Source organism: Jonesia denitrificans DSM 20603, from assembly GCF_000024065.1.
In the GTDB taxonomy this organism is placed as follows: Bacteria; Actinomycetota; Actinomycetes; order Actinomycetales; family Cellulomonadaceae; genus Jonesia; species Jonesia denitrificans.
On record NC_013174.1, the window covers coordinates 1,535,283 to 1,551,663 of the forward strand.

At 57.6% G+C, this 16,381-nt stretch carries 13 protein-coding genes and 1 pseudogene; 3 read left to right on the forward strand and 11 right to left on the reverse strand.

Going from position 1 to position 16,381, the window contains the following annotated elements:
* Positions 1 to 80: 80 nt before the first annotated feature.
* The 3 genes from JDEN_RS07195 to JDEN_RS07205 all read right to left on the reverse strand — a co-directional run bounded on the left by JDEN_RS07195 (position 81) and on the right by JDEN_RS07205 (position 3,589).
* A complete protein-coding gene (locus JDEN_RS07195; protein WP_015771707.1) occupies positions 81 to 1,595 on the reverse strand; it encodes an RNA polymerase sigma factor in 1,515 nt (504 codons plus the stop codon).
* Positions 1,596 to 1,836: 241 nt separating this feature from the next.
* Positions 1,837 to 2,238 carry a universal stress protein gene (locus JDEN_RS07200; protein WP_015771708.1) on the reverse strand — a complete coding sequence of 134 codons (402 nt, stop codon included), beginning with the start codon at positions 2,236 to 2,238 and terminating at the stop codon, positions 1,837 to 1,839.
* An 82-nt stretch (positions 2,239 to 2,320) separates the two neighbouring features.
* Positions 2,321 to 3,589 (reverse strand): DUF4192 family protein, encoded by a 1,269-nt coding sequence (locus JDEN_RS07205; protein ID WP_015771709.1) that lies wholly within the window; start codon positions 3,587 to 3,589, stop codon positions 2,321 to 2,323.
* Between the two features lie 166 nt (positions 3,590 to 3,755).
* Between JDEN_RS07205 and JDEN_RS07210 the strand changes: the two genes are divergently transcribed.
* Positions 3,756 to 4,862 (forward strand): polyprenyl synthetase family protein, encoded by a 1,107-nt coding sequence (locus JDEN_RS07210; RefSeq protein ID WP_015771710.1) that lies wholly within the window; start codon positions 3,756 to 3,758, stop codon positions 4,860 to 4,862.
* Positions 4,863 to 4,886: 24 nt separating this feature from the next.
* Here JDEN_RS07210 and JDEN_RS07215 read toward each other — a convergent pair whose 3' ends face one another.
* Entirely contained in the window at positions 4,887 to 5,306 is a 420-nt protein-coding gene (locus JDEN_RS07215; RefSeq protein ID WP_015771711.1) for an Rv2175c family DNA-binding protein, read from the reverse strand.
* 99 nt (positions 5,307 to 5,405) lie between these two features.
* Between JDEN_RS07215 and pknB the strand changes: the two genes are divergently transcribed.
* The gene (gene pknB / locus JDEN_RS07220; RefSeq protein ID WP_015771712.1) at positions 5,406 to 7,496 is read left to right on the forward strand and encodes a Stk1 family PASTA domain-containing Ser/Thr kinase; all 2,091 of its coding nucleotides are present in this window, start codon (positions 5,406 to 5,408) and stop codon (positions 7,494 to 7,496) included.
* A gap of 68 nt (positions 7,497 to 7,564) precedes the next feature.
* Here the strand turns inward: pknB and JDEN_RS07225 are convergent, their stop codons facing one another.
* The 6 genes and pseudogenes from JDEN_RS07225 to JDEN_RS07250 all read right to left on the reverse strand — a co-directional run bounded on the left by JDEN_RS07225 (position 7,565) and on the right by JDEN_RS07250 (position 14,753).
* Positions 7,565 to 8,881: an ISL3 family transposase gene (locus JDEN_RS07225; RefSeq protein ID WP_015771713.1), complete on the reverse strand. Its 1,317-nt coding sequence runs from the start codon at positions 8,879 to 8,881 to the stop codon at positions 7,565 to 7,567.
* A gap of 286 nt (positions 8,882 to 9,167) precedes the next feature.
* Positions 9,168 to 9,602 carry a hypothetical protein gene (locus tag JDEN_RS13645; RefSeq protein WP_143713268.1) on the reverse strand — a complete coding sequence of 145 codons (435 nt, stop codon included), beginning with the start codon at positions 9,600 to 9,602 and terminating at the stop codon, positions 9,168 to 9,170.
* Between the two features lie 122 nt (positions 9,603 to 9,724).
* A pseudogene (locus JDEN_RS13445) lies at positions 9,725 to 11,042 on the reverse strand (ISL3 family transposase).
* 135 nt (positions 11,043 to 11,177) lie between these two features.
* On the reverse strand, positions 11,178 to 12,533 hold the full coding sequence (locus JDEN_RS07240) for a class II 3-deoxy-7-phosphoheptulonate synthase (RefSeq protein ID WP_015771715.1): 1,356 nt from the start codon (positions 12,531 to 12,533) through the stop codon (positions 11,178 to 11,180).
* Positions 12,534 to 12,645: 112 nt separating this feature from the next.
* Positions 12,646 to 13,845, reverse strand: a complete 1,200-nt coding sequence (locus JDEN_RS07245) for a pyrophosphate--fructose-6-phosphate 1-phosphotransferase (RefSeq protein WP_015771716.1) — start codon at positions 13,843 to 13,845, stop codon at positions 12,646 to 12,648.
* A gap of 104 nt (positions 13,846 to 13,949) precedes the next feature.
* Entirely contained in the window at positions 13,950 to 14,753 is an 804-nt protein-coding gene (locus JDEN_RS07250; protein ID WP_015771717.1) for a lysophospholipid acyltransferase family protein, read from the reverse strand.
* Positions 14,754 to 14,812: 59 nt separating this feature from the next.
* Here JDEN_RS07250 and JDEN_RS07255 point away from each other — a divergent pair, with 59 nt between their 5' ends.
* The gene (locus JDEN_RS07255) at positions 14,813 to 15,343 is read left to right on the forward strand and encodes a hypothetical protein (protein WP_015771718.1); all 531 of its coding nucleotides are present in this window, start codon (positions 14,813 to 14,815) and stop codon (positions 15,341 to 15,343) included.
* Positions 15,344 to 15,367: 24 nt separating this feature from the next.
* Here the strand turns inward: JDEN_RS07255 and JDEN_RS07260 are convergent, their stop codons facing one another.
* Positions 15,368 to 16,312 (reverse strand): ROK family glucokinase, encoded by a 945-nt coding sequence (locus JDEN_RS07260; RefSeq protein ID WP_015771719.1) that lies wholly within the window; start codon positions 16,310 to 16,312, stop codon positions 15,368 to 15,370.
* Between the last annotated feature and the right edge of the window lie 69 nt (positions 16,313 to 16,381).

Consider the following 16,381-nt stretch of genomic DNA (forward strand, 5'->3'; position numbering starts at 1 on the left):
GTTCATACGCGTCGAAGGGCGTGACCTCCAGTGAGGTCACGCCCTTCGACGTGTTTTAGGTCGGCTACTTGGGCAACTGCCTAGTCCAGGTAATCCCGCAGTACCTGAGAGCGACTTGGGTGACGGAGCTTGGACATTGTCTTTGACTCGATTTGCCGGATACGCTCGCGGGTCACGCCATAGACCTTGCCAATCTCGTCCAAGGTTTTGGGCTGACCATCGGTGAGCCCAAAACGCATCGACACTACGCCAGCTTCGCGTTCCGACAATGTGTCCAATACCTGGTGAAGTTGCTCCTGCAACAGCGTGAATGACACCGCATCAGCAGGAACTACTGCTTCAGAGTCCTCAATGAGGTCACCGAACTCACTGTCACCGTCTTCACCCAACGGCGTGTGCAACGAAATAGGTTCACGCCCATACTTTTGCACTTCGACCACCTTTTCAGGGGTCATATCCAATTCTTTTGCTAGTTCCTCAGGTGTCGGTTCACGCCCGAGGTCCTGCAACATTTGACGTTGCACGCGCGCAAGCTTGTTGATGACTTCAACCATGTGCACGGGGATACGGATCGTGCGGGCCTGGTCAGCCATTGCTCGGGTAATTGCCTGCCTGATCCACCACGTCGCGTAGGTCGAGAACTTGTACCCCTTGGTGTAGTCGAACTTCTCGACTGCACGAATCAGACCGAGGTTTCCCTCTTGAATAAGGTCTAGGAAAAGCATTCCTCGCCCGGTGTACCGCTTCGCGAGAGAAACAACCAAACGGAGGTTCGCTTCAAGGAGGTGATTCTTCGCTCGCTTGCCATCCTGGATGATCCACCGGTACTCGCGTTCGAGTTTACGGTCTCCCTCAGCAACACCTGCAGCAAGACGCTCTTCAGCGTAGAGCCCTGCCTCAATACGCTTAGCGAGCTCGACTTCTTGCTCAGCATTCAGGAGCGCAACTTTACCGATTTGCTTGAGATAATCCTTGACGGGATCCGCAGTTGCACCAGCGGTGACAACCTGCTGCGCGGGAGCGTCATCGTCATCGGCGTCAGAGTAAATAAAGCCTGCGCCTTCTTCTTCCTCATCGCTCTTCGCGCCGCTCTTACGTGTGCCGTTCGCTCGGCCTGCTGCCGCCTCGTCGCTGCCCTCCGCTGCGTCGAGCTCTTCTGGTTCTGCCGCAGACGATGAGGATGACGCTGTTTCTTTGGTGGCAGCAGCAGATTTTTTGGTTCGCCGCTTCGCCGTTGTGGCCGGCTTTTTTCCACCGAGTTCACCCTGTGACTCGGCTTCTTCGGGGGTGGTCATCGTGGAAGACACGTCATCTCCAGACGTTGGTTGTATCGTGCTAGTGCGTGATGACGACGCTGTTCGTGCAGTGTTGCTTTGCGGAGCCCGTGCCGTTGCGCTTGTAGCACGAGTACGAGCGGCTGCAGCGACCTTTGTCGGTTCAGCGGGCATTTCCACATCAACCCCAGCCATCACAAGTGCACGAAACACCGCCTTGAGGCGCTTTGGCTCACTAATGTCAGCCTGCTCACAAGCGTGACGAAACTCCTGAGCGCCAACACGGCCGTGAGCCGTTCCGGTCTCGAGGAGTTCTTTCATTGACGGGTGCTCGAACTCGCGCGGAAGCGCGTTATTCGTTGAGGTGGACGCCACGAACGACCTTTCGGCATTGAGGACAAGCGAGAAACGGCCCATGATGAACTTGGACCCGCAAACCTATATTGTACTGCGATCGTCAAACGACAGCCCACAAGACGCGGACGTGTCGACAGGAACACCGAAGTGTTCTTCACGTCAAGGGGAACGCTTCACGGTGCCAAATGATTCCCAAACTCGCACATTAGACAGGTCGAACTGGCTTGACAGCAAGTACTGGACACGGAGCATCGAGCAAAATTCGTTGCGCATTAGACCCAAGAATCAGTTTGCCCACCGGGGATCTGCGGCGTAACCCAATGACAATGACCTGAGCATTGCGCTGGTCAGCAACTGAGATCAGATCGTCGGCAACATCTTTTCGTTCACTCAAAACCTCGACGGATGCCTGCACACCGGCCTCAATGGCCTGCCCGACAAAACCTTCGATGTCGTGATCCCGTTGCTGGCGTTCCTGCTCGGTGGGAGCGCTTTTCTCCGACACAACAATGACAAGATCCGTGTGCCTACGTTGTGCTTCTTCCACAGCACTTGCCATTCCTTGCCGACCTTCACGTGTGGGCAGATACCCAACAACGACTGTCATTCTTCCTCCGAACTGTATGACCTTTCTTCACAGAGTAGTCGTTTTGCGCGATGGCGCATGAAGATTCGGTCCCAGTTCCGCATCAATTCATTGCTTCGTGCTGAGGGTTTCGTGCCCACGCTGGAGCAAGACCAGATCGAAGCGCAGTGCGCACCAAATGCGCGAGGGTGTAACTGCCATCAATTTCGGCAACTTTTTCAAGATATACCGTTGCTTGTGGGCCTCGTCCTTCCCACCACGCACACAGGGCCAACAAGCTCGCCAAAGCAGGCTGAGACCTCGCAGGGGCAGAAGCGTTCAGAGTTTCCATGACCACGCGCACTGTCCTGTAATGGCAACTGTGTGGGCGTGTGCCCTTGCGCGGATCGAGAAGAAAACCCAAGGCTTCTTGAGCCAACTCGTCACGAACCGGCCAGGCTGCACACATTGTCGAGCCCAGACAACCACCGTCGGCACACCCGTGATCCTCCAGGTAGGCAATCATTGCGGCAGTTCCCAACGGCGTCAACGCAACCAACAGAGCATCACGCACACAGTGGTCCTGCAGTGCGCTCAGAACAACTGCGGCCTCAGCGGGAAATTGCTGCCCCAAACGCGCAGGTGTCAGATGCGCCACACACGCACCAGACGGGATACACTCGCCGTGATCAAGTACTGTGTGGGTCTTAGCCACCAGCATGCGGGCAGTGCGCCCAGCACGCACCCGCAACGACGTGACCTCCCAACAAGAGCGAGCAGCTTCCCAGTGACGATCTTCGGCTTCCACACGTTGGTCAATGTCATGCAAGGACAACGGATCGACATTCTCACCTCCGCATAACTGAGACCGACTCGACACAAAGCTGTGCCCTGCCATCACCATCGATGCTGCCACCTGAGTCGACATCAGGTCCTCTGTGGTGATCACCGGTGTGGACCGACGACGGTTGCTGTCACAGGAGTCATGTCCCTGGGAAGCGAGCGCACACCACCGTGCCGCGCCATCCGGTGTCACCACCCACAGCGCGTGTTCATCCCACCACTGGCCTAATACCTGATGCGCTTGGTGAAGGAGACCGCTGATCACCTGCGCATCGTTGGCTGACAGGTCGAACAGTGTGCTCGTTGTGTCAGCACGCAGGTACACCACCGGGAAGATCGCTTGCGCACGATCCCGTCGGAGCGTGAATGCAATGTCGTCAAGCGCCCCCTCGGCGGCGCGATCAAGGTCGCAGCGAGCAGTGAAACCAACACGGTGCTGCGCTCCCGTCAACGCCACAACCACAAACGAATCGTCAGGTTGGAACCCAAGCTGATAGGGAATCAATGCCAGAATCTCAGCGGGAGATGATACTCGTAATATTGAAGTCATGGTGCCACACTGACACGCACCACAGCCATTGTGGCCCGGTCTACAGAGACACCGTGAAGCTCTTGTGCATGAACCTGACTGGGCGCGCCGTGGACAAGCCAGGTGACACAGACGCTACGGTTAATCTGCACGTAGACTGATGCCACACCTGCAATGAAGGACGGTTATGCCCGCGTCACCACACGCTACCCCTGGACACGCCCCAGCTGCAGTTCTTGACGGTATTGCAGGTGCACTCACCCGAACATTAGACACCCACGAACTCACACTCACGCAACTGTCAGCGGACACCAGTGATCTGATGACCGCATGGCGTTCACTCACCTCGGGTGGTAAACGTGTTCGTGCGCTCTTGATGTACCACGTCTTTCGTGGGATTGAATCAGGAAGGTCAGGCCTCAGCGACGAGGACCTTTACGGCGTGGGTGCAGCCCTGGAACTCTTTCAAGCCGCCGCGCTCTTCCACGACGATGTGATGGACCGGTCCGACACCCGCCGTGGTGAACCCACCGTGCATCGAGTCTTTGCACAACGTCATCGCACCTCACAATGGGTAGGCGACCCAGACCTCTACGGCCAAAGCGCAGCGATTCTTCTCGGAGATCTCTCCCTCGTGGCAAGCGAACAACTGTTCCGGTCAGCAACAGCACCCGGACAGCACCGTAGCCGAGCACGGGACCACTTCGACGCCATGCGCATGATCGTCACTGTCGGTCAGTTCATGGACACACACGCCCAAGTGGTGCCTCTCAGCGACGATGACGACGCCATGCAACGCGCACTGGATGTCATTGCCACAAAAACCACACACTATTCCGTGGTGGCACCTCTCCTCATTGGGGCAGCTCTTGCGGGAGCTCCCACCAGGGTTGACGAACAACTCCGCGCATTTGGACAACCACTGGGTACCGCGTTCCAACTCATTGACGATGACCTCGGTTTGTACGGTGACCCTGCACAAACCGGTAAACCTTCCGGAGACGACCTCCGGGAAGGCAAACGCACCGTCGTCCTTATTGAGGCACTCAGACGCGCATCACACGCTGAACAACACACACTGGGCAGTGTCATTGTGGGTGATCACCATGACGAGGACACCATCGCCCAAGCGCTGGACATCATCGAATCAAGTGGAGCACGCCAAGCAACCCTCGACAGGGCGCGCGCCGCTCATGACAAGGCGCTACGCGCTCTCGATAAGGTCGAACTGAGCGCCGACAGCCGACAGCACCTCCGCACAATGACCGACTTCATCCTGCAACGAGCCTACTGACGAGTTCGCTGCGTCGTTGCCACATCACAACAGTGACTGTGCTGCTCGCCGGACAGCGCTACGGTTCCCACGACGCAACATTGCAACCGGTGTGTCACCCAACTCCTCGTGTTCAGTAAAGAGCCATATCACGATTTCGTGATCATTGAGCCCCATGTCACGCAGCATGATGATTGTGCCCTGAATAGAGGGAAGGATCACGCGCTTACCCGCGTCAACTTCAGGCTTCACATCAGCCGGGTTTGCACGGTGCGCTTCAATGAGAAACGCCTCAGGAATGTGGAGTACCTTCGGGGTGCCCACTTTGACACCCACGATGCGCTGATCCGACAACGCAGAACGGACCCCTTTGACCGTGGTCCCCAAGGCAGCAGCGAACTCCTCCTGGTCAAGAATTGGGCCCGCCAACGTGGCATATGTCTGTTCATCAAGTTCGATTGTCACTCCCCCACTCTAGCGGTTCACTCCAGCCAGTTGTGTGCACCTGGTGTACACCAGGCGTGGTGGGCACGCACTCAAACACAGTAAACGTAGAATAGCGAGGTGACTTCCCAAGGACTCGACCACATCGTCGGACAACTCATCGACAATCGTTACCGGGTCATCGCACGGATTGCCCGAGGTGGCATGGCCACCGTCTACCGCGCAACCGACACGCGCCTAGGTCGTGACGTTGCGCTCAAGGTCATGCACCCCCACCTTGCTGAAGGCACCCAAGGTGCAGATTTCATCGCTCGTTTTGAGCGTGAAGCACAGGCAGCAGCACGCCTCGCCCACCCAGGTCTCGTCTCTGTTTACGACCAAGGGCATGACGGCCGCTACGCGTACCTCACCATGGAACTCGTTGACGGAGTCACACTACGCTCACTACTCGATTCCGGGCAGGACATCGACGCTGCCACGGCACTGGGAATCACACAATCCATCATCGAAGCGCTCACCGTCGCACACAGCGTGGGAATGGTTCACCGTGACATCAAACCAGAAAACGTGTTGGTCTCCACGCAAGGGTCGGTCAAACTCACCGACTTTGGCCTCGCGCGCGCGGTGACGGACATCTCATCAACTGCCACAGGGACGTTCTTTGGGACCGTGGCCTACATTGGGCCTGAACTCGTCACTCATGGACACGCAGATTCGCGCACTGACTTGTATGCCGTAGGCATCATGACTTATGAGCTCCTCACTGGGCGCCAACCGTTCACCGCGCAAACCCCAGTGAACATCGCCTTCAAACACGTCAATGACCCCATGCCTGTCCTCGTGTCTGCCAAGGGCGAAGCGTTCCCGGCACAGATCAACAACTTCATCACATCGTTAACAGCCAAAGACCCAGATGAACGTCCCGCAGACGCCACCGAGGCACTGACCCTACTCCGATCTACCCTGGCCAACCTCGCAGGTGAGGACCCGGCAACTTATCACCGCTCAGCACTCGAACAGCGCGATCATCTCGCTGCCCTGGTCACAGGGACCATGACCGCAGACACCTCATCAGATCTACACACCCCAGCCTCGCCCGCCGAAGCAAGCCACACCCACGTGCTCTCCCCCACGGCGAGTTCACCCGCAACTCCCCCCTCACCAGCACTCTCACCGCCATCCGCGCCGACTCCTGAGGGGTCAACGCAACTCATCAGTATGGACGTCAACGCCACTCGAGCCTTCTCCACCACACCCCCGCGCTCACAGGCACGTGCAACCTCGCCACGCTCTGAGAAGCGATCCCGACGCCGCTCCCCCCTGAAAACCTTCGTGATCGCCCTGATCGCTGTGGTTCTGCTCAGCGGTGGTGCTGTTGGAGGGACCTGGTGGTGGAACGACCATGGACCAGGCTCGTACACGAGCGTCCCACAAGTGGCGGGCATGCCAGAACAAGACCTTGACACGCTCTTTGACCAACACCCACTGACCTACACGGTCACTGAAGAACACTTTGATGACGTCCCCAAAGGTGACGTCGCATATTCAGAACCAGCAAGCGGCGAACGCGTCAAGAAAGACAGCGCAATCACCGTCTTCGTTTCCCTCGGTATCAAAGAAGTCACAGTGCCAGCCGACCTCACAGGTATCCCCGAGGCAGACTCCCAGGCGCTACTGACGAACGCAGGATTCACCAACCTCACAACAGAACGCACCTTTGACACACGCACAGACAAGGGCACTGTCCTATCAGTGTCTGTTGAAGAGGGATCGACTCTGCCCCACAACGTGGCGATCACGCTCACCGTTTCCGACGGTCCGGAACCCATCACAATCCCGGAAGTCACTGGTCAACCCCTCAAAGAGGCCAAAAAAACACTTAAAGACCTTGAACTAACACTCAAAGAGAACACGGCGCACTCGGACACCGTGGCCAAAGGAACAATCATTGACCAGAAACCAGCGAGTGGCGACTCGGGTTTCCGGGGAGATACCGTCACTGTCACCGTGTCCGCTGGACCAGAACTCATCACTGTCCCCGACGTCACGGGCAAGAAACGTGACGAAGCCGAGCGCATCCTCACAGACGCTGGGTTCACCGTCGAGACCAAAGAATACCTCGATGGTTTCTTTGGTCTCGTGCGCTTCCAGGACGTCAATGCCGGAGAGCAGATCCCCAAAGGCTCAACAGTCACCATCACGATCTTTTAAAATGCAGAAGACCCTCGCCTATGAGTAGTGGCGAGGGTCCCACACGGCCATTGCCGGCTCTTCACGATTTAGAGTGCGTTGATCCTGGCCTGCAGCTGCCCAGAGTGAATCAGGGACCGCAAGATGTAGTGGTCGAGGTTCCGGAAACCCAGGGCGATGCCGCGTAGGTGCTCGAGCCGGCCGTTGATCGCCTCGACCGGGCCGTTGGACGCCCCGACATCGAAGTACGCGAGGATGTCCTCACGCCGGCGCCACAGTGTCCGTCCCAGCTGGGCAAGCTCCGTGAGACCTTCGGGTAGGCCCTTACGAATGCTGTTGATCACCCTGCTCATGAGCTTCTTTCCCTCCGATTTCTTCGGATGCCCGTACGCTGCAATCATGTCCTGGTAGAACAGCCACGTCACTTCCAGGGCCACGTAGTCGTCATCGGTGGCCCACAGCATCTCCAGGCGCTGTTTCTGCCGCTGCGTGAGGTAGTTCCTCCTGGTCAACAGCGTGCGACGGTGCTTGTACAACGGGTCGTCCTTCCGGCCACGCCGCCCTTGGGTCTCCCGCTGGAGCCGCTGCCGGCAGCGGGTGAGTTTGTCGGCTGCCAGATGCACCACGTGGAAGGGGCCCATCACCTTGGTGGCCTGCGGCAACACCTCATCGACTGCGGTGGCGTAGCCAGCGAAACCGTCCATGGTCACCACCTGTTCCTGCTTCCGGAAGCCAGGGTCGCGTTCCTGCAGCCACCCGCGCAGCACCTGTGCACTGCGTCCGGGGCGGATATCCAGCAGTCGGGCAGGCCCACGTCCGTCCACCAGGGGTGTGAGGTCGACGAGGATGGTCACCAGACTGGATGGCTGACCTGGCTTTCGGGTGTGCTTCCATACGTGCTCATCCACCCCGAGGATCCGGACGCCGTCCAGGTGGGAGGGGTTATCGTAGACAAGCTGTCGGCAGGCATCCACGGCGACCTGATTGACCAGCTCCCAACCGACACCGAGGACCTTGGCGGTGGCCGACACGCTCATCCGGTCAACCGCGAGGCGCTGCATGATCCAGCGGGTGACCCGGTGGGTGAGTTTCGCGCCGTCATCGGCGCAGCTCAGGCAGGCCTGGAAGATCTTCCTCGGACACGGTTGATTCGTGCAGGTGAAGCGGGGAACGCGGACGTGCAGACGGGTCGGGAAACCGACGACGGGCAGGTCGACGAGACGGCGAAGGACGTGGTCGCGAAGCTTCCCGGGTCGGGAACATTCAGGACAGGCGTTGCTCACGGCTACCGGTGTGGCGTCAATGACGGTGATGTTTCCGGCGTCGGCGGCGCCGGTGATCGTCAGGCCGATTTCCACGGTACGGCAGATGGTGTCGGCGACGAGGTTGCCAGTAGTAGGCTGCACAGTAGGGTCCTGGTTCGGTCAGATGATGGTGTGGTAACTCTCATCTTGTACCGGCCAGGACCCCTACATGTTGTGCCACCCCGAACCCCACCCCGCGGTCAGCTACGCACTCCGAAACGCGAAGAGCCCCTTTAACAAAACTGCACTAATTATCCGAGTTGCCACTGTGGTTGTAGCGAGCGCCCATCTCTCGCAACATATTTACAGGTTTACAGCATCAATAAATATGTCGTCCCCAACCGCAGTGAGACGCTTAGAACAATGGATTACTCTTCCAAACGCATTTTCAATTAACAACAGTAGAAGATTTTTCTCTATGGGATTCAAGAACATTCGCAATCTCTTGCCCACGTTTCAGAGAAGAAACTCCAATACGAATTACCTTGCGGTTAATAAGATAAAAAGCCAGGCAGCTCGTTGATTGCCCAGCATCGATAAAGATCTCTCCGCCACGCTTCAAGGATCCCCGATTTCCCCACTCCCGTTCGAGGGGTTTTATTGGCTCCACAGCAATCGACCGGATCTCTTCGAACTGGATTGTTTTTCTCCACAACGGTGGCAACTGCAGCTGCACCGAATTTGAATTTGCAGACACTATGGTGCCAGATCTCCAGTAAATGATCACGAACACTAAGCAAATAATAGTAAGAATTACCGATGGCAATGGGTTTACTAGGCCACTAAAAGTAACTGTTACCAAAAAAATGAGGGACATTGCCACTAGTAATCCTACTGTCCACCGGTAAGCGGACGGGATTCTATTGCCATATACTTTTTCCACAATTGATACTCTAACCGGAATTTATCTATACGGTCAAACAATCATAACGGGCTCTTCACGATTTAGAGTGCGTTGATCCTGGCCTGCAGCTGCCCGGAGTGGATCAGTGACCGCAAGATGTAGTGGTCGAGGTTCCGGAACCCGAGTGCGATGCCGCGTAGGTGCTCAAGCCGTCCGTTGATGGCTTCGACCGGGCCGTTGGACGCCCCAATGTCGAAGTAGGCGAGCACGTCCTCACTCCGGCGCCACAAGGTCCGTCCCAGTTGGGCGAGCTCCTCCAAGCCTTTCGGTAAGCCCTTGCGCAGGGTGTTGATGATCCGGTCCATCAGCTTCTTCCCCTCCGTTTTCTTCGGATGCCCGTACGCCTGGATCAGGTCCTGGTAGAACATCCAGGTGACTTCGAGTGCGACGTACTCATCGTCGGTGGTCCACAACAGGTCCAACCGCCTGTTCTGCCGCGTCGTGAGGTAGTTCCTCCTGGTCAGCAAGGTGCGTCGGTACTTGTACAACGGATCATCCTTACGCCCACGCCGCCCCGAGGTTTCACGTTGCAGGCGTTGCCGACAGCAGGTCGAGCTTGTCCGCGGCCAGGTGCACGACATGGAAGGGATCCATGACCTTTCTCGCCTGAGGGAGCGCCTGGTCCACCGCGGTGGCGTAGCCGGCGAAGCCATCCATGGTCACTACCTGCACTTGTCTCCTGAACGCAGGGCTGCGTTCCTGCAGCCAGGTTCGCAGGACTTCTGCACTGCGTCCCGGGCGCATGTCCAGCAACCGGGCAGGACCTGCCCCGGTGACCAGGGGTGTGAGGTCCACCAGGACCGTCACAAACGACGATGGCTGGCCCGGGCGGCGGGTGTGCTTCCACACATGCTCGTCGACCCCGAGGATGCGTACGCCGTCCAGGTGGGAGGGGTTGTCGTAGACAAGCTTGCGGCAGGCGTCGGCGGCAACCTGGTTGACCAGCTCCCAGCCCACCCCGAGTGCTTTCGCCGTGGCGGACACACTCATGCGGTCGACTGCCAGGCTCTGGAGGACCCAGCGGGTGACCCGGTGGGTCAGCTTCGCACCATCATCGGCACACGTCAGGGAGGTCTGGAAGATCTTCCTGTCGCAGGTGGTGTCCGTGCAGGTGAAACGGGGGACGCGCACGTGCAGACGGGTGTGGAACCCCACGACGGGAAGGTCGACCAGGGTCCGGACGATATGGTCCCGTAGCTTTCCGGGATTTCCGCACTCGGGGCAGAGTCCGTCCACGGTCACGGGTGCGGCGTCGATGATGGTGAGGGTGCCGGCGTCGGCGGCACCGGTGATGGTCAGGCCGATTTCCGCGGTACGGCAGATGGTGTCGGCCACGAGGTTGCCAGTAGTAGGCTGCACAGTAGGGTCCTGGTTCGGTCAGATGGAAGCTTCGCAACTCTCATCTTGTACCGGCCAGGACCCCTATATGTTGTGCCACCCCGAACTCCACCCTGGGCTCACCTACGCACTCCGAAACGCGAAGAGCCCCATTGCCTACCGACCAGAGCGCAGCATCTCTGCTACCAAGAAGGCCATCTCCAGGGACTGCTGGTGATTCAGCCGCGGATCAACCAGGGTTTCGTACCGTAACGCCAAGGACGCATCGTCGATCTCCTCGCTGCCTCCCATGACCTCTGTCACGTCATCTCCAGTCAATTCCACATGGACCCCACCTGGGACCGAGCCCACAGCATGATGGACTTCGAAAAAGCCACGCACCTCATCTAGCACGTCATCAAAACGACGCGTCTTATAGCCCGACTCAGAGGTGATCGTGTTCCCATGCATAGGATCAGTCACCCAGGTCACAGGACCACCTTGCGCTGTGACCTTCTCGACGATTCCAGGAAGGACCTCACGAATCTTTGTGGCACCCATCCGAGTGACGAAAGTGAGTCGACCTTCAACTCCTTCAGGGTTGAGCTTGTCCTGCAACGCCAACGCATCATCAGCAGTTGTTGTTGGACCAAGCTTCACACCAATCGGGTTGGACACCCGCGACAGGAAATCAACATGCGCCCCATCAAGCTGGCGTGTGCGTTCCCCAATCCACAAAAAATGGCCAGAAGAATCATAGGGGCGGTCAGAACCAGGGTGCACGCGCACCATTGCACGCTCGTAGTCGAGCAAAAGGGCCTCATGAGAGACAAAAAAATCGACAGTGCGCAACTTGTCAAAATCCGCGCCGCACGCCGCCATGAAACGGATTGCCTGGTCGATCTCTGCAGCAGTTCGTTCGTAGCGGGCATATGCCGGGTTGCGCATAAACCCGCGGTTCCATTCGTGGACACGCCTCAGATCTGCGAATCCGCCCTGAGTAAATGCCTTCACGATCGTTGCAGTCGCACTCGAAATGCGGTACCCCTCAACCAGCCGGCGCGGGTCAGGTCGGCGCGACTCCTCAGTGAAATCAACACTGTTCACCATGTCGCCCCGATACACCGGCAACGTCACCCCGTCACGCGTCTCCACATCCGAGGATCGCGGTTTCGCGTACTGTCCAGCCATCCGGCCCATCTTGATCACCGGCATTGATGCGCCATAGGTCAGCACCACGGCCATCTGCAAGATGGTGCGAATCTTGTTGCGGATGCGTTCCGCGTTCGCTTCAGCAAACGTTTCCGCGCAATCACCTCCCTGCAACAAGAACGCTTCTCCCCGCCCAGCAGCAGCAAGTTGCTCACGAAGAGATTCTGTTTCCGACGACAACACGATCGGTGGAACATCAGCAAGCACAGCCACCGTGTCAGCAAGTTCCGACGAATCTGGCCACACCGGCTGCTGCCGGGCTTCCAACGCACGGAAATGATCGATGTCCTGGAGCTGGGATCGCTCATTGAGAGTCGTCATGTAACTGTTCTACCACCCGAGGGTTGATTAATGCCCAAGCAAAGGGCCGGCACCCCATTATCTCGGGTACCGGCCCATGCCTACGTCCTTGACCAACTACTGGTCACGTTGATCAGTCCTGCCCGATCTCCTTGAGGAGGGTCGTGAACCATTCCTGGTTCACATCAAACGCTTTGCCCCCCGCAATACGTGGGAATGCAATAGCGGTCAACCGGTCGCCGTTCTCCTCGTCGTGGCCAATGACGCCTGATTCTCCGCGCAGTGCACATTCCACAGCCAAATCTGTCATCGACTTGATGAGACGGAGGTCTTCAGCGTTTGCGCGAGCTGCTCGGGAATAGTAGCCCGACTTTTGAACCATGACCTTCTCGGCGCCCAGCCGCTCAGCGAACTGTTGAGCAAACCACTGGCCAGGGTTCACCTTGTCCAACTTCACGTGACCAAACGGATCACGTTCAACCTCTTGGCCAGAAGATTCAAGCTGCTCAATGATCTCGTGCAATCCCGCACCTTCTGACAAGAAGATGTTCACGTTCCCCACCTCGTCCATGACCGTGCGCAAGCGAGCAGCTTCGGCGTCAATGTCAATGTGACGTTCTGGAACAAAGACCGCATGGATGTCCCAGCGCTCTTTGGATAAACCGATCCCCGGAACAAATTCCTGCGTGTCTAGCCACTTACGGTACTCAAGCGCTGTTGCGGCAGTGAGCCACCCACAGTGTCGTCCCATCACCTCGTGCACAATCAGCATGCGGGGACCGCTGCGGTGTTCACCGATGATATTGGCAGCAAAGCCTGCACCTTCCTCAGCCGCAGTCCATGCCCCCAACGACTGGCGGATAGGGATGACGTCATTGTCGATGGTCTTGGGCAGACCAACCACAGTCAAGTCGTAGTCGTTCTCTTTCAAGTACGCTGCGAGATCTGCGGCGGTCGTGTTGGTGTCGTCCCCACCAATAGTGTGCAGAACATCGACACCATCAGTCTTCAACTGCTGGGCCGCAACAGTTAAGGGATTTTCGCCTTCCTTGACCAGCCCTCGCTTCACACAGTCATCAACGTTTGTCAGCTTCACACGGGAGTTACCAATGGGCGATCCACCGAACCGGTGCAAGATTCCGGCATTCTTGCGGACCTCGTCATCAATGACAATCTTGTTGCCTGTCAACAAGCCGTGGTAGCCGTACTGGTAGGCAATGATTTCAACCTCAGGAGAAATCTCGGTGTACCGCTCAATGAGCCCTCCAACAGCGGACGACAAACAAGGAGCGAACCCACCTGCGGTGAGTAGCGCAACGCGACGGACTGTCATGAGTACATACCTCTCGTTAGGGAACTATCGAACAACTGGACTACTGACCTGCTCACCCAACGCGGGACGACAGAGCACTGCCAGTGAGGTTAGTAGACGTCCCATCACACAGTGTGGGACTTAGGTGTGTCAGTAGGAGCATCATCGTCTGGAGGCATGGGCACATCAACCTGCGGGGCAGGGCGCCCACCCGGCGCTTCAGAGGACACAGACCGTTCAACCGGAAGCCCCGCAGAAATACGCGCCTTCGCTGTGGCTGCATACATGTCCACATACTCCTGACCGGACAAAGTCATCAGCGAATACATGATCTCATCGGTGACAGACCGCAAAATAAACCTGTCATTTTCCATACCCTGATAGCGTGAAAAATCAAGAGGCTCCCCAACAACCGCGCCTAATCGCATGATTTTTGGGATGACCCTCCCAATGGGCTGGGCCACATCAGTGCCCACCATAGCCACAGGGATGACCGGCGCACCGGATTCCAACGCCAGACGTGCAACACCTGTCTTGCCCCGATACAGCCGCCCGTCAGGGGAGCGCGTACCTTCAGGGTAGATACCGAAAAGTCCACCCTCGCCAAGCCGTTTCAGCCCTGTGCGTAGCGCACCTTCGCTTGCCCGGCCACCCGATCGATCCACGGGAATAGTTCCCACACCGCGCATAAAACCCGCGGTCATACGCCCCTTTAAGCCCTTGCCAGTGAAATATTCTGACTTGCCAATAAAGACAATCTCACGATCAATAAGCAACGGCAAAATAAAGGAGTCAATGACAGCCAAGTGATTAGACGCAATAATGGCTGGCCCATCCCCAGGTATGTTCTCAGCACCCTTAATCCACGGCCTAAACAATAACCGGAGCAGGGGGCCAACGAACACACGCTTCATCAACCAGTAGAACAAGGGGCCTCCTCGAGTTCCTCGCGGTAGCGGGACTCGCTGTAGTCTCTAGAGTTATAGCTATGCCTGCACCACATGACGACCGCTTCGAGTCAGAGCCTACGCCTGATGAGTCACAGCCTCCAGCCAACACCCCCGAACACCACTCCCCACCTGACGACAACATCGATCGGGCGTGGCGCGAGATTGTTGCGGACTTAGAGAATCTTTCCACGAACTCTCCCGTGGAGGAAACTGCGATCACATCGCGGCCAACGCAGCGTGACGCACCAAACAGAGAAACCCCGCCCACACCAGTGACACAACCTGGACCTCGTGACTGGCACGACGACGATGAAGAACTCGCACAGATCGACGCGTTCATACCCCCCGACCCACCACTGGACCTCACCGGGGACAAAGTTCTCCAAGTAGGGTGGTTCCTTGTCGCACTAGGCGTCCTTGGCTTCCTCTGGACGGGTGTTGTCCTTTCTAGCACTACACCCGTCCATGTCGCTCTCAGCGCAGGGATCGCGCTCCTCGGTGCATCACTTCTCATCTTCCGGATGCGACACGACGACAACGATCCCACAGATCCCGGTGCCCGCGTCTAGAGGCACCGCACATGCGTGACGCTGCTACTGTCGAGCAAGATCGGCGGCGCCCACAATGCCTGCCTCGTTCCCCATCTTCGCCAACGCAAATCGAGCCTCCACCCGGTGCCCACGGGCAGGCAGCGACGTCACAAACGCATCGATAGACGGTTGGAGGAGGAGATTCCCCGCAGCCGCAACCCCACCCCCAATAACAACCACCTCAGGGTCTAACAAAGCAGCAACAGATGCTGCTCCTTCACCGATCCAGCGACCCAACTCGGCAAGAAGAGACTGGGAGAACTCATCGCCCTGCTGTGCGGCGGTCGTCACCAAAGGACCCGTAATCAACTCAACATCTCCACCAGCAAGATCAATGAGAAGTTGCGCTCGCTGCGGCGACTTAATGGCCATCGCTCGCGCCTCGCGCACGAGAGCTGATCCCGACGCATACTGCTCCCAGCAGCCATCATGGCCACACCCGCATGTGTGCCCATTAGGGACGACACGCATGTGACCGACCTCGCCACCAACCCCATACCGGCCGCGAACCAATTGATCATTAACCACCAAGGCGCCACCAAGGCCCGTCCCGATAGTCAGCATCAACATGTCTGTAGCTTCACGAGCGGCCCCAAAACGGTACTCAGCCCACCCGGCAGCATTGGCATCGTTTTCCACCACAATAGGGATCTCTGTTCCCAACAGTGCACGGACTTTGTCCGCAATAGGGTAGTCACGCCACATGATGTTGGGGGCAAATTGAACTGACGTTCGGTCAGGTGAACAAAACCCTGCCGCAGCCAATCCGATGGCACCAACCGTGTGCTCAGCCGCTAGAATCTCGCACACTTGCGCAATCGAAGCGTCAATACTTGCCGGATCACCCGCAGCTGTCGCCACACGAGTCTGAGCCAAAATGTTGCCGAATTCGTCAACCACACCTGCGGCGATTTTTGTTCCGCCGATATCAACGCCAATGGCGTGCATGTACTTTCCCTCGCTCACCTGAAGAACTACCGGACCACGCTCGCACCGCTGCAGTCCAAGAAGTATGAC